Genomic DNA, 13050 nt, shown 5'->3' on the forward strand with positions numbered 1-13050 from the left:
GCATGACAGTACACAGCGGACAAATATTAGCATATTATCAACAGCAAATAGCCACCGGTAAATTGCAATTTGATGATGCCCAATTAGCGGCGGTGAATGCACTAGACAATCTCGCAATTGCCATTGATAAACCGCATCATTGGTGGCAAAAATCGGTATCTTTGCAGGGCATTTATTTGTATGGACCTGTTGGACGGGGTAAATCGATGCTAATGGATGTGTTTTTTGAGACTGTAGCTATTAAACAAAAAACACGTTTACACTTCCATCATTTTATTGCTCAAGTACATACTCGCCTAGGACAGTTGCAAGGGGTTAAAAACCCGCTGGATAAAATAGCCAATGAGTGGTCAGAAACGCTGAAACTAATTTGTTTTGATGAGTTTTTTGTCTCTGATATTGGCGATGCTATGATCATGGCTGGGTTATTTAAAGCCTTGTTTGCCAAAGGCATCGTTTTGGTTGCTACGTCGAATTGTCAACCTGAGCAGCTTTATTATAACGGCTTGCAGCGTGCGCGCTTTTTACCCACCATAGGGTTAATTAAAGCGCATTGTCATATTATTAATGTCACAGGCTCTGTTGACCACCGATTTCGTTTTGGAAAGCACGCGACTCATTATTTTAACAGCTCGGCTAACTCTGAACTGGATGCTGATTTTTTGGCTTTTGCAGATAACTTACAAACAGCAACTGATATTACTATTTACGGGCGTAAACTAGCGTGTTTAAGGCTCAGCAATAATGCCATTATGTTTGATTTTATGGCGTTGTGCTCAGGCCCGCGTAGCACCGCTGATTATATTCATTTAGCAAAGTACTATCAGCGTGTATATATCTGTAATGTACCAGTAATGGGCGCTGCGGCGACAGGTAAGCAAATAGTGCATGGTATTGAAGATAGCTATCAGCGTGAAAAACAAGATTTACAAGAACATACACTAGACGATGAAGCGCGACGGTTTATTGCCTTAGTGGATGAATTTTACGACCGTGGCAAGTTATTGATACTGAGTAGCGAGGTTGGCATTGCTGATTTATATCAAGGTCAAAAGTTAGCATTTGAATATGCCCGTACAGAATCTCGGCTAATAGAAATGCAAAACTGGTAGTCACTTTATTAATTATAAACCTTTACTCTCTACTTATAAGTGAGAGTTGCATTCTCTTTATCTGTAGTAGCTCATATCTGATTTTGCAGTTTTGGTAAATAAGTTCGGACTTATCTGACTACAGCTATGAGCGAAAGTCAGTCATTGAGATTGGATAAATATAATAGTCAATTGAGTCGTCAAACTGCTCTTTGCGCATATATTCATGGAAATGAGCGACGCGCGCATATTGTTCTATTTAACTTTACTTTAAAGCTTTAAAAAAACTTAGTGGTAGTAATGCTTTAGGTTATTTGTTAAAACTATATAAGGTAGATAAATGAGCGTTAAGTCGGCAGAAATATGCGCGACGCGCGCACTATAAAATTGTTAGGCACCTTATCTGTTTCAATAAAATTGAGAGCATATGAATAGCAAAATCACCAAACATCAAGAATTAACTGTAATCCTAGCTTTCATAAAGCATGCAGATAGTAAAGGGAACGTAGATTTCAAAGAAACCAATATAGGTTCTGACTTAAGTAAAATCATCTCGAATGGCAACTTAACTGATAGTTTGCTCTATAAGTTAAACGAAAATGGTATCCTGTCTTACGAAGAAATCGGTGAAGATGGCTTTGCACCAATAATCATTGCAGGTATCACTCAAAAGACCCATGAGTATATATTGGGTTTAGTTTCTTCTTTGGAAGCCGAACGCGCTTCACTTGAAACCAGAATCACTGAAATTCTAACATTTAACCCTAGCTTGTTATCAAAAAGCATAAGTGAAACTAAAGAAAAGCTAGACGAAGTGGATAGCCATATAAAAGGCAATGAGTTGCTTGCTCCAATGGCAAAGCCTTTGAAAGAAATAAGGCACCATTTTGAAAGTGTCAGCGCTGTATCCTCTAATTATGAAGACATATATAAAAACATTATTCGTCCAGTCCAAGAAGAGGGGCGTTCAGGAGTACAAGCGACTGTAAAATGGGCAATAATCAGTATCGTTTTATCAACGGGTATATCTCTAATTATCAGCAACTGGAGTAAAATAAGCTCTTTGCTCACAAGTGCCTAACAAGTTGCTTAAACGGACAAAAAACAGCTGGCTTTTGCTCGTGCCTCGCTAATTTTAGCCAGCTATTTTATTGCCGCTTAGCAAGGCGTTAGGCTTACTAAGTTAAATATCGTTGTAACTTTTAATCATTAAGGATTCAATGTGGTTGATCTAAACGGACGTATTAGAAGAGTATCTGATAAAGCTTCCGCAAATGAAAAGGCTATTAAAGAAATCAAAGATAGCTTGAAACCTGCTAAAAAAAGAGAACAACTCAAAATAGGTATATGGCCTGTTTGCGCTTACCACGCTCAAATGGAGCCCGAGCTAAAATCAAAAACGATCTTAACTGACTCTACTTGGGAGTATGTTGAGATTTATTTAAAACAAAAATCAGATGGTTCAGTAAAGCACAAAAATGCTATTTTTTATTGGCAACAAGCACGGAATTTTTATCAAGCAACTAAGTCACTAGATAACAATTCAAAACCATTGACCACTTACTATTGTTTTCTTAATGCGTCAAAAGCACTTTTAGAGATTAAGAATATTCCTTATGACTTTTCTCATGGAGTTTCAGGGCGAAGCGAAAAAGGTCATAATAATATAAAAAATGAATTCGTTAGGCTTAAGACCAAAGGTGTTTTGTCTGGGTTGTGTTCATATTTTGAGGAGGCTGTTGTTCCTCAATCGGAAGATGAACCCCATGAAGAATACTCGCTTAAAGACGTGTTTTATAATTTGGCGTATATACATCGTTCGTACAATGTAACTTATCCTAATCAAACTGAGTTATTTATACCTATATTGAATCCTAAAATAGTTAAGGACAAAACTAAAAACAAAGCATGGATGCAATTTGAATTAGAACCAGAACATTCCAACAAAGCAACCCTGACTAGGCTTGAATCCTTAAAATATGAATTGGAAGTTATAGCTGAGAATGATGAAAATTATACAATTCGTCATAAGCGGAGATTTAAATGGGATGTTGCTCGCAATAACCCAGATACAGACAACTTAAATAGACTGAATCATTATTTAAAAGCTCGCCGAAAAGAGCTTCAGTATATTTATAGTGCAAATGAGCTCTGGTATATAAAGCGAAAAGATTTAACTGCTGACTCTATAATTAATCGTAATCCACTTGTCTTATCTTATGCCGCAATGCATCGTTTGAGTGAATTAGCTAGGTACCAGCCAAACGTTTTGAAATCTCATTTGGAAAAAGATGCTTCATGGCTTCTAAATGAGTTTATTGAGAAATCTATAGTACAGTTTATAGATCAAGTTTCTTCTGAAATAACGGGGAATAAATTTCGAATTACAGGGTTTCGCTCATAAAGTAAGCCTAACCTAACAAGCGCCTCAACGAAGGACGCAAAAAGCTTGGCTTTCGTCACTTCGTTCCTTATTTTAGCCAAGCTTTATGCGCCTGTTAGGCGGGCGTTAGGCATTTTGGAAGTTTGTCATATGAAAATTCGTAAGTATTTAGAAAAAGATTGGTCTCGTATTTGTCATATACATGACTTGGCTCGTTTAGATGAGTTACGTGGTGCATCGCTGGAGGATGCATTTTTACCACTAGAAGTTGCAGCAAAAAATGAAAATATTTTTGAATATGATTTGCTAGTAGCAGAGCATAATGGAGTTGTTGCTGGATTTATAGCTTATGATGAGGAGGAAATAGCTTGGCTTTATGTAGATCCAACCTTATATCGCATTGGTATTGGAAAAGCATTGGTTAAAGCTGTTATTGAAGCGTCGTCTAGTGCATTTACGATTGAGGTACTAAAAGGGAATTCAGCAGCATTACAGTTTTACCTGAATGCAGGGTTTTCAATGGTAGAAACTCATAGCGGTGTGATGCCAGGTAATGAGAGGTTTGATGTAACAGTACATAAACTGTGTAATGCTAGAAATGCCTAACAAGCTGTTAAACAAGGACAAAAAACAGTTGGTTTTTGCTCCTTCGTCGCTTATTTTAACCAACTATTTTATTGCCTGTTAACTGGGCGTTAGGCATCACGGAGGATCCATATGCATCTTGCACAATTGAATATAGCCAAAGCTAAATACTCTTTAGAGGCTCCTGAAATTAAAGAATTCGTTGATAATTTAGAACCTGTTAATAATTTAGCAGAATCAAGCAGTGGATTTATATGGCGCTTGAAGGATGAAGATGGAGATGCAACGAATATCCAAGCGTTTTCTGACCCTAATATTATCGTAAATATGTCAGTTTGGGATTCAGTAGATGCTCTGAAAAACCTTATGTTCAGAACTCATCATAGAGATTTCCTGCGTCGCAAAAAAGAGTGGTTTCATAATATTCCAGAAGATAGTTATGTTTTATGGTGGGTTCCGGTAGGTCATATTCCTACAATTGAAGAAGCTGTAGAAAAACTGGAATATTTACGAAGTAATGGTGATACACCCAGTGCATTTTCTTTTAAAAGTAATTTTAGCGTAGCTGAGTATAGAGAATGTAATGCCTAACAAGTGACTATGGTGTCAATTCCTAATTTTAAACCATTTCAGGATCCCACAATACACCATCTCTCACCATTGAATTTATTATCACTACCAGCTTTCGTATACACGCAATGATGGCTACTTTTTTAGGTTTTCCTGCTGCAACCATTCGTTGGTAAATTTCTTTAAATTTAGGGTTGCATTGGATAGCTGACATCATAATAAAGCTATATTTTTGCAAGGCGTATACTATAGGTCCTTTATTTAACTCAACTGCAACAGCAATATTGCCTTTTACTTTTTTATGTAATGCCTCAACCCAATCATTAATTGATTCAGGTGAGTGAGAAATTACGCTGAACGCCCGAGACTCTTTGTCTTTAACCTGCACACAAATATCATGTTTTTTATCAGCCCAATCAAGGCCAACATATGCAGAAAAGTTATCATTTTTAGTATTCATGCCAAATCTCCGATTATTGAAATTTGTTATGCATTCTTTACTCTTCGAAAGAAATATAGACTGCGTTTATAAGGCAAGCCCTGAGTATTCGTTTTGAGTAAAGTAACTCAATACTTCGAAAGAAAAGCGGTGATCATTAAATGATGCTGGCACAATATTCGTAAGTAAAGAGCACATAACCTCAACAATTCAAAGTATAGATTATTAAGGTTCAAAGACTATATCTTGGTACATATGCGATTTTCAGATTTGATTGAGTCCGTTAATCACACCTGTTAATCGAATCTGACAGATCAAGTTAAGACTTATTCACTTTTATCTGGCGCGACTAAGGAATTTAAGACCATCTTCTTTCGAAGCTGGAGCTGTTATTACAAATTGATTAGAGATTTAAATTTACCTTAAATATTAACACTTACGGTAAATTTCGTGCTGCATATCATGTACGTTGACACTTAAACTGTCAGAGTCCCGACAATAAATTTGCAAGCAATGCAGTAAGCTTTCACTGAGCTGCTGTTTTTGTTCAATACTGCGCCCAGCCATAATATGCACAGCAATATGGATAAAGCCCTCCTTACCATCGCCCAGCTGATAATGGGTGTAGGCTATAGCGCGGGTTTTGATTGTTGGCAGTTCAAACAAGCCGGTCGCAAATGCTGCATTGTGTATTTTTTCAACCAATACTTGCGGTAACACGGGTAAATCTTCTGAGTGCTCAATAATAATATGCGGCATGATCTTGTTACTTCTCTTAGAAACGGTATGTGAAGCCTAAGCTTGTTTGAAATTGATTAAGTACGTCACCATCAAAATGCCATAAACATTGATTGTCTTCATCTGTGGGTAATGTACAAGAAACGTTACTAGCATTATTAACGATAGTTGCCAGCCAGCGAGTTTCAAATAAAACCCGTGCTTGGTCGTTAAATAGGTATTCAAACCCACCATATAAACCACTGGCAAAGAAGATATCTGAGCTGGCAAAATTAGGCTTTACATAGTTCGCGCCAATTTGTGCACCAACATAGCCGTTAACACGGTTGCCTAAAGGGACTTCAACGGCACTTTGAAACAAAAAATACTGCATTTCTACATCTAACTCAGGTGATGATTGAAAGTCACTTTTTGTATTGGAAAAATAAAAACCATAACGAGCAGAGTCGATAGTTCTATCAATACTAAAAGCCAGATGATTACTATCTTCAAGTTCAATCGCTAAGCCTTCTTCGGTCTGTAATGATTGATTAAAACTTTTACCCGTGTAAACACTGAGTGAGTAACCAGCGACTGCGCCGTGACTTATTAGCAGTAAACAAAGTAATGAGAATACTTTTTTCATTGTGTCGGTGCTCGTTGTTGTGATTAATTTAAGTTAGTATTGAAACATAGCTGAATATTAAATGTAAGCCACGAATCGTTTACCCCTACATGGAGCAAGTAATATATGAAACCTATAATGATAGGCGTATTGACAGGTTTATTGATCACCTTAGCGGGCTGCTCTGATGATGTTGCATCAGTTAGTTTGGGATTATTTACCACTAAAGATATTAAAGTTAACTCGCAACAAGACCCGTTAGTAAAAGGCGTAACCTGTCATATTAGCCATATCGAAGCAAACTTAGATTTTGCTGATCCTTCTGATATGTCTATTTCGTGTCGCCAAACAGGACCAATTACTGCCGACCAATTACAAGCGATTGACCGTAGTAAGTCGGGTGAGGTGGTATTTAAATCATCAAAAAGTATTTTATTTAAATCATTAAAAGTGCGTCGAATTTATGATGCGCAAACGCGAACTCTGTTATATCTGTCGTATTCAACTAAAGAGTCAACCGGCAGTCATCATCATGCGTTATCCACTGTGCCATTGTATAACACCCAAGCATGGGCGTGGGCACAAGAGCAAGAATAAGCAAAAGAGCAAACTATGTTAGCGTTATTTAAAAGCAAACCTTTATTAGATGAACAAGAGCAGCAATGGCTGATTGATACTTTTGTGTGGGCGGTGGAAAATTTTGACAGCGATTATTTCATTAATAACTCGCAATTAGTTTTGCCAAACCACCAATGCTTTCCCGATGCGGTTTCAAGCATTGAAGAAATGGCCAGTAAAGTGTTTGAGCGAGTAGTTAGCTATTCGGGGCTGCAAGCTTGGCCAATTACGCTGGTGGCTCCACAGCAATTGCAGCCGCAAGTATTTCCTCATTTTGCTTTTAGCAATCAGTTACGTGGTGATAATAGCCAATTAATAGTGCCGCCAAGCCATACGGTTAATGTGTCATTTAATCCAAATCAAATTAATCAGCCACAAGATTTAGTGGCCAGTTTTGCCGGTACTTTAGCGACAATTATGATCCACCATGTGGGCGTGTTACCACCAGGCGGTAAAGAGTTTTTACCACAGGCCGCCGATGCCGTGGCATGTTTTTTAGGTTTTGGGGTAATGATGAGCAATACGGTGTATCAGTTTAAAGGGGGCTGTGGCTCGTGTTACAACCCCTATGCGAACAGGCAAGCTACACTTAGTGAACCGCAAACCTTATTTATGCATGCCCTTATTTGCCACTTTAAAGGCTATAAAGATTCTAAAAAGCATTTAAAGCCGCACTTACGCAGCCAATTCAAAAAGGCGCAAAAAGAAATTAAAGCCTTAGTTAATAGTACTGCTAATCCGTTGTTGTTAGCGCTTGATGATAAAAAAGCGGGGTAATCGTGGCTTATTTAGATGAGTTTTTATTGATTGCACTGGCGCACTTTTTTGCTGTAGCAAGCCCCGGCCCAGATTTTGCCATTGTGCTTAAACAAAGTGTTCAGCAGGGGCGTCGTAATGCATTGTGGACCAGCTTTGGGGTAGGCCTGGCTATTTTATTACATGTTAGTTATTGCTTGCTCGGGGTTGCGGTTTTATTAACGCAATCACCAAACGTATTTATGGCATTAAAATATTTAGCGGGTGCATACTTGGCCTACATTGGTGTGCAAGCGCTTAGAAGTGCTAGACCGGCGCCAGCGCAGCAAGAAACTGTTTTTCAATCTCAAGGTGTTGAATCCAGTTGGATTGCATTTCGTCGCGGCTTTTTAACCAATGCGTTAAACCCAAAAGCCACGTTATTTTTTATGTCGTTGTTTACTTTAGTGATCAGCCAATCAACGCCATTAATTGTGCAAGCATGCTATGGGCTGTATATGGCATTAGCAACGTGGGCGTGGTTTTCGTTTCTATCCTTGGTGCTATCAAAGCCTAGTGTTCGCGGTTTTTTTCAAAAAAGTGGCTATTGGTTTGACCGTGGTATTGGCGTGATTTTGATCGCTCTAGCAATAAGAATTGTAGTGTAAGTGTTGTTTTAACAGAAATCTGTAGTAGGTGAATATGGCTGTATATAATTTTTCGTTTGGTTCAAATATGTCGTCGAGTCGTTTGTTGGCGCGTTTACCAAACGCTACTCGTATTGGTACGGCAATACTAGCCGGTTACGAGTTAACCTTTGATATGGTAAGTACTGATGGCTCAGGAAAAGGCAATGTACGCTCATCAAATGATAAGAACGCGCAAGTATATGGCGTGGTATATCAACTCAATGACGCAGAAAAAACGATTTTAGACGCCATCGAAGGGCCTCGTTATGACTGCATAGATATTCAAGTAACATTACTTGATGGGCAAAAAGTAGCGGCGCATTGTTATATTGCCAACACCACTGATGCGCAGATACTGCCTTACGATTGGTATATGCAGCACGTTCATCGCGGTGCGCTTGAAGCTGGTGTGCCTAATGCGTACAGTGATGCCATAAAGTCTCGGCCAACCTGCCAAGATAGCGACAGTGCGCGTGCAGCCATTGAGTTTGCTGTACATCAAAAATAAAAACTAAAATGATAACTCCAAGGATTGTTATGAAATTAACTAAACTAGCTATTGCGGCCACCTTATTAGCAGGCTGTGCATTTAATAGCTACGCCGATATTGATACCAAGCACATCAATCAAGTGATTGAAAATTCAATGGCGCGCTTTGATGTGCCGGGTATGGCCGTGGCGATTGTTGAAAACGATAAAGTTATTTTTGCTAAAGGCTTTGGTGTTAGTAACTTAGATACTGGTAGTAAGGTGAATAAAGATACCTTATTTGGTATTGCATCAAATACTAAAGCATTTACGGTTGCTGCATTGGCAAAATTAGTTGATGAAGAAAAGCTTAGTTGGGATGACAAGGTAATTGATCACCTTCCTGAGTTTCGTTTATATGACCCTTATGTAACCCGCGAAATGACGATCCGTGATTTATTAAGTCACCGCAGTGGTTTAGGGCTAGGCCAAGGGGATTTAATGATTTGGCCTGACACCGATAAATCAATCGAAGAAATTCTCGCAGGCCTTAAATATTTAAAACCAGCTAGTAGCTTTCGCAGCACATACGCTTATAACAACTTGATGTTTGTGACCGCTGGCGAGGTAGTCGCGCGGGTCTCAGGTATGAGCTGGAATGATTATATCGAAAAGAATATTCTCCAGCCTTTGCACATGGATAACTCACGCGCCGGTTTTTCGCGTATTCCAAAAAGTAATAAAAACTGGGCAACGGGTCATATTCCTATGGATGGTCAATTACATCCATTTTTCGTTAATTACTTAGAGGATTTTCGTGGTGCCGGCGCGATTGCATCCAGTGTGAATGATATGAGCCAATGGCTACGTACACAATTAGCCCATGGTAAAATGCCAAATGGCGAGCAGTTGTTTAGTGAAAAACAACAAGAGCAAATGTGGCATCCACATATTACCTCACTGGCGTCAAAAAGCGCTTATGAGGCTTATCATCAGCAATTTAGAGGTTATGGTTTAGGTTGGAGCATTGAAGACTACCACGGTATTAAAAAATTAGGCCATGGTGGTGGTATTTTAGGAATGGTATCGCAGGTGACGTTATTGCCTGAGAAAAACCTCGGGATTGTTATTTTATCTAATCAGCAAGCATTCGGTGCGCTCTCAGCTATTACTCATGAAGTGCTTGAAGACGCCCTTGAACTTGAAGATAAAGATTGGGTAGCAGAGTTGGCTAAAAAGCATTTTGAAGGTAAGCAAAAAGCGTATGCTAATGCTAAGCCGGACGCTCCTGCAGACTATCAACCACAGTTACCAAATATTAGTTACACCGGCACCTTACACGATGATTGGTATGGTGATGTTATTATTGAAGAGCTAGACGGTAAGCTACGTATTGATTTTACGCATACCAAACGTTTAAAAGGGCAGCTTGAACATTACACTGGCAACACATTTATCGTCAAGTGGGATGAAAAGCTACTCGAAGCTGATGCGTATATTAGCTTTGATATGAGCACTAAAAATCGTGTTAATGAAGCGACAATGCGTGCAGTATCAACAGCAGTGACTGATTTCAGTTTTGATTTTAGAAATCTTCATTTGCAAGCTAAATAGTAAACCAAAGTCGCAAAGCCATCAAAGGGTAGCTTTGTTATAGTTACAGTCGTTAACTCATTTGGAGCATTTATGCGTACTGCGATTATTTCTCATCCTTTTTGTCGTAAACACAAAATGATCGCGGATCATCCAGAGTGTCCTGGGCGCTTAGATGCTATTACCGATCGTCTCTTGGCCAGTGGTTTGGATATTGCTGTGCAGCAAAAGCAAGCGCCTAAAGCATTACGTGAGCATTACTTATTAGCCCATGATGAGGCCCTTGTATCGCTGGTGGAAAACACCCTCCCTGAACAAGGTTTAGTATCACTTGATGGCGACACTTGGTTATGCCCAGAGTCACTTTTGGCAATTGAGCGGGCGGTAGGGGCAGGGCTATTAGCCGTCGATGAAATATTAGCGGATAACCTCGATGCCGCATTTTGCTCCGTACGGCCACCGGGTCATCATGCAAACCGTACAACCTCTGCCGGTTTTTGTGTGTTTAATAACTTAGCAATTTCGGTGAAGTACGCGCAAAGTAAAGGGATTAAGCGCATTGCGATTGTCGATTTTGATGTTCACCACGGTAATGGCACGCAAGACATTTTTATCGATGATGATAATGTGTTGCTTTGCTCATTATTTCAGCACCCTTTTTACCCTAATACCACCGTTGAAAATAACGATACATTGGTTAATTCACCGTTGCCCATAGCTAGCGATGGCAATGATTTAAAAAGGTTGTATAACCAACAGTGGTTACCTAAATTAACAGAGTTTAAGCCAGAGTTATTGTTTATCAGCGCAGGGTTTGATGCGCATTTTGAAGATGATATGGCAAGTCTAAAATTTGTTGAGGCCGATTATGCTTGGTTGACACAACAGCTGTGTGACATGGTAAAAAGTACTGGCTGTAGAGGGATTATCTCTTATTTAGAAGGAGGATATAATTTATCAGCGCTAGGGCGCAGCACCATAGAACATATTAGAGTGTTTACACAAGCAGAAGAGTAGCTTTATATTCATTCTACAATTAAGTAAATATTTAGACCTGTTTATTTTCCAAGGTTGCTTTCGCAGCAGTAAAAAATAAAGGCGTCAGGTTCGTTGCTTCACAACACCACTCACATGCCATGGTCGTTTTTATTGATGCTGTTTGTACCTAAATACAGTCTTAACGACAAAATGGTGAATGTCATCTTAGAATAGTTATTATTGAATAATATTAATTTTTGTCCAAGAGGTTGTTGGCTAGTAATACGTAGTGAAACATCTGCATAGCTTCTTGCTGGCTTATCTTTTCTACGGCACTGCGTAGCTTGGTTATCGTTAGTGGATCACACATGTCTTTAGAGCAAAATAATGTTAAATCTAGTCGCCATTGCCCGATGGGCTGGAAAATTTTGAGGCCACCTAATCCTGCTTTAATGAGTGTTTCTTTTAAATAAGGAGCTGGCACTATAATTGCCTCAACCCTTTGCTTTTTAAGCATTCCAAACAGCTGCTCATAATCGTTGCTTAGATGCAGTGTCATACCCTTTAACTTATCCGAGACAGGTAAATGATGAACTCCCCTTAATATTCCAACATGCTGTTTCTTAAGTGAAACATCCATAAAGTCAGGGTTAGTTGTTATCAAGACATAATCAAAAGAGAAAGTTTTTATGATAGCGTTGCTGCTTGCTCTTACCTCAGGTTCGTCAAAAGTAATTAATAAATCAATTTTTTGATTTTCTAGGGCGTGAATTGCTCTTGATAGCGGCATCGCATACAACGAAAATTGCAAGCCAGTTTTTTCTTCTAACTGCTTGATATATAAATTTTGAAAACATGTCGGTGCACTACTATTTGGCTCGCAGCCGAATGGGTGTATATTTACTATCCCAAAAACTAGTCTACTTTTTAGGGTATCGGAAAAAGCTGTATTACTCGCTATAAAAAAGCAAAATGTTATTAATATAAATATCGTTACATTCATAGTTTAGCACACTCATCTTATGAACTAAGGCTAGGACAAATAGTTAGTTGTGCAACTGGTTTTACTAAAAATATGTTTAATATTTGCACTATAGGCTTTGCTATCATAATTTACTTTATTATTTCCTAAATTCGGATAATGAGAGCAATTACGCGTTTTAGCTAAAAAAGTTGCAGTAAAAAAATATTTTTATTTTATTCCTAATAGATCAAATGCTTGGGAAGCTGTTAGGCTTGTTATTTTAGTTAAGCAGCAGTGTCCTTCATTAGCTAAATATTGCTTAACGTATTGTGTTAATTTTTCACGACTGAGTGCTTGGCATGGTGTGCCGTCTAGGGTGTGATAATTACCATTACGTTCCAGTACTCTTATTTGAAGCAATTCGTTTTTATTCATTCCATATAAAAAATCATCTACCTCGGTTGGCCGTTCCACTACTTCTATTTCCTCATTATAAATAATGATTTTTGGGTAAGGCATGCTTATTTGTTGTCCTAAATCAAATATATATTCACTTGTCTAATTATACTTGCTGACTCGTATAAATCTAGGATGC

The 13050-nt window shown here is 38.6% G+C and carries 15 protein-coding genes and 2 pseudogenes; 11 read left to right on the plus strand and 6 right to left on the minus strand.

The features are described from left to right. Positions 1 to 2: 2 nt before the first annotated feature. From zapE to J7338_RS16505, 5 genes are all read left to right on the plus strand, one after another. On the plus strand, positions 3 to 1112 hold the full coding sequence (gene zapE / locus J7338_RS16485; RefSeq protein ID WP_210798059.1) for a cell division protein ZapE: 1110 nt from the start codon (positions 3 to 5) through the stop codon (positions 1110 to 1112). A 406-nt stretch (positions 1113 to 1518) separates the two neighbouring features. Next, a complete protein-coding gene (locus tag J7338_RS16490) occupies positions 1519 to 2172 on the plus strand; it encodes a hypothetical protein (RefSeq protein WP_210798060.1) in 654 nt (217 codons plus the stop codon). A gap of 141 nt (positions 2173 to 2313) precedes the next feature. Beyond that, positions 2314 to 3495, plus strand: a complete 1182-nt coding sequence (locus J7338_RS16495) for a YaaC family protein (protein WP_210798061.1) — start codon at positions 2314 to 2316, stop codon at positions 3493 to 3495. A 129-nt stretch (positions 3496 to 3624) separates the two neighbouring features. Further along, positions 3625 to 4080: a GNAT family N-acetyltransferase gene (locus J7338_RS16500; protein WP_210798062.1), complete on the plus strand. Its 456-nt coding sequence runs from the start codon at positions 3625 to 3627 to the stop codon at positions 4078 to 4080. A gap of 111 nt (positions 4081 to 4191) precedes the next feature. Next, positions 4192 to 4650, plus strand: a complete 459-nt coding sequence (locus J7338_RS16505; RefSeq protein WP_210798063.1) for a DUF3291 domain-containing protein — start codon at positions 4192 to 4194, stop codon at positions 4648 to 4650. A 28-nt stretch (positions 4651 to 4678) separates the two neighbouring features. On the opposite strand, the pseudogene J7338_RS20840 reads toward J7338_RS16505, so the two are convergent. The 4 genes and pseudogenes from J7338_RS20840 to J7338_RS16520 form a co-directional block, all read right to left on the minus strand. After that, positions 4679 to 4846: pseudogene (locus tag J7338_RS20840) on the minus strand (IS110 family transposase); the annotation flags it as partial. Further along, positions 4832 to 5089 (minus strand): annotated as a pseudogene (locus J7338_RS20845) (IS110 family transposase); the annotation flags it as partial. The pseudogenes J7338_RS20845 and J7338_RS20840, both read right to left, overlap by 15 nt. A gap of 408 nt (positions 5090 to 5497) precedes the next feature. Beyond that, entirely contained in the window at positions 5498 to 5827 is a 330-nt protein-coding gene (locus J7338_RS16515) for a 5-carboxymethyl-2-hydroxymuconate Delta-isomerase (protein ID WP_064665428.1), read from the minus strand. A 16-nt stretch (positions 5828 to 5843) separates the two neighbouring features. Next, complete coding sequence (locus J7338_RS16520) at positions 5844 to 6431, minus strand: hypothetical protein (protein ID WP_210798065.1); 588 nt, start codon at positions 6429 to 6431, stop codon at positions 5844 to 5846. Positions 6432 to 6536: 105 nt separating this feature from the next. Here J7338_RS16520 and J7338_RS16525 point away from each other — a divergent pair, with 105 nt between their 5' ends. The 6 genes from J7338_RS16525 (at position 6537) to J7338_RS16550 (ending at position 11530) form a co-directional block, all read left to right on the plus strand. Next, positions 6537 to 7007, plus strand: a complete 471-nt coding sequence (locus J7338_RS16525; RefSeq protein WP_182717226.1) for a CreA family protein — start codon at positions 6537 to 6539, stop codon at positions 7005 to 7007. A 15-nt stretch (positions 7008 to 7022) separates the two neighbouring features. Next, positions 7023 to 7805: a hypothetical protein gene (locus J7338_RS16530; protein ID WP_210798066.1), complete on the plus strand. Its 783-nt coding sequence runs from the start codon at positions 7023 to 7025 to the stop codon at positions 7803 to 7805. 2 nt (positions 7806 to 7807) lie between these two features. Then, complete coding sequence (locus J7338_RS16535; protein ID WP_210798067.1) at positions 7808 to 8431, plus strand: LysE family translocator; 624 nt, start codon at positions 7808 to 7810, stop codon at positions 8429 to 8431. A gap of 34 nt (positions 8432 to 8465) precedes the next feature. After that, entirely contained in the window at positions 8466 to 8960 is a 495-nt protein-coding gene (locus tag J7338_RS16540) for a gamma-glutamylcyclotransferase family protein (RefSeq protein WP_210798068.1), read from the plus strand. Positions 8961 to 8989: 29 nt separating this feature from the next. Then, positions 8990 to 10534 (plus strand): serine hydrolase, encoded by a 1545-nt coding sequence (locus tag J7338_RS16545; RefSeq protein ID WP_145234770.1) that lies wholly within the window; start codon positions 8990 to 8992, stop codon positions 10532 to 10534. Positions 10535 to 10606: 72 nt separating this feature from the next. Further along, positions 10607 to 11530 (plus strand): histone deacetylase family protein, encoded by a 924-nt coding sequence (locus J7338_RS16550; RefSeq protein WP_210798069.1) that lies wholly within the window; start codon positions 10607 to 10609, stop codon positions 11528 to 11530. Positions 11531 to 11741: 211 nt separating this feature from the next. Here J7338_RS16550 and J7338_RS16555 read toward each other — a convergent pair whose 3' ends face one another. Together J7338_RS16555 and J7338_RS16560 are read right to left on the minus strand one after the other, a co-directional pair. After that, on the minus strand, positions 11742 to 12494 hold the full coding sequence (locus tag J7338_RS16555; protein ID WP_210798070.1) for a substrate-binding periplasmic protein: 753 nt from the start codon (positions 12492 to 12494) through the stop codon (positions 11742 to 11744). Between the two features lie 189 nt (positions 12495 to 12683). Further along, on the minus strand, positions 12684 to 12974 hold the full coding sequence (locus J7338_RS16560; RefSeq protein WP_210798071.1) for a DUF4144 family protein: 291 nt from the start codon (positions 12972 to 12974) through the stop codon (positions 12684 to 12686). Positions 12975 to 13050 lie beyond the last annotated feature (76 nt).

The organism is Pseudoalteromonas ostreae (assembly GCF_018069805.1).
Lineage (GTDB): Bacteria > Pseudomonadota > Gammaproteobacteria > Enterobacterales > Alteromonadaceae > Pseudoalteromonas > Pseudoalteromonas ostreae.

What these genes read in the sequence shown, in the direction of transcription:
- zapE (WP_210798059.1), top strand. Translation starts at nt 3, where the DNA reads ATGACAGTACACAGCGGACAAATATTAGCATATTATCAACAGCAAATA.
- J7338_RS16490 (WP_210798060.1), top strand. Translation starts at nt 1,519, where the DNA reads ATGAATAGCAAAATCACCAAACATCAAGAATTAACTGTAATCCTAGCT.
- J7338_RS16500 (WP_210798062.1), top strand. Translation starts at nt 3,625, where the DNA reads ATGAAAATTCGTAAGTATTTAGAAAAAGATTGGTCTCGTATTTGTCAT.
- J7338_RS16505 (WP_210798063.1), top strand. Translation starts at nt 4,192, where the DNA reads ATGCATCTTGCACAATTGAATATAGCCAAAGCTAAATACTCTTTAGAG.
- J7338_RS16515 (WP_064665428.1), bottom strand. Translation starts at nt 5,827, where the DNA reads ATGCCGCATATTATTATTGAGCACTCAGAAGATTTACCCGTGTTACCG.
- J7338_RS16520 (WP_210798065.1), bottom strand. Translation starts at nt 6,431, where the DNA reads ATGAAAAAAGTATTCTCATTACTTTGTTTACTGCTAATAAGTCACGGC.
- J7338_RS16525 (WP_182717226.1), top strand. Translation starts at nt 6,537, where the DNA reads ATGAAACCTATAATGATAGGCGTATTGACAGGTTTATTGATCACCTTA.
- J7338_RS16530 (WP_210798066.1), top strand. Translation starts at nt 7,023, where the DNA reads ATGTTAGCGTTATTTAAAAGCAAACCTTTATTAGATGAACAAGAGCAG.
- J7338_RS16540 (WP_210798068.1), top strand. Translation starts at nt 8,466, where the DNA reads ATGGCTGTATATAATTTTTCGTTTGGTTCAAATATGTCGTCGAGTCGT.
- J7338_RS16545 (WP_145234770.1), top strand. Translation starts at nt 8,990, where the DNA reads ATGAAATTAACTAAACTAGCTATTGCGGCCACCTTATTAGCAGGCTGT.
- J7338_RS16550 (WP_210798069.1), top strand. Translation starts at nt 10,607, where the DNA reads ATGCGTACTGCGATTATTTCTCATCCTTTTTGTCGTAAACACAAAATG.
- J7338_RS16555 (WP_210798070.1), bottom strand. Translation starts at nt 12,494, where the DNA reads ATGAATGTAACGATATTTATATTAATAACATTTTGCTTTTTTATAGCG.
- J7338_RS16560 (WP_210798071.1), bottom strand. Translation starts at nt 12,974, where the DNA reads ATGCCTTACCCAAAAATCATTATTTATAATGAGGAAATAGAAGTAGTG.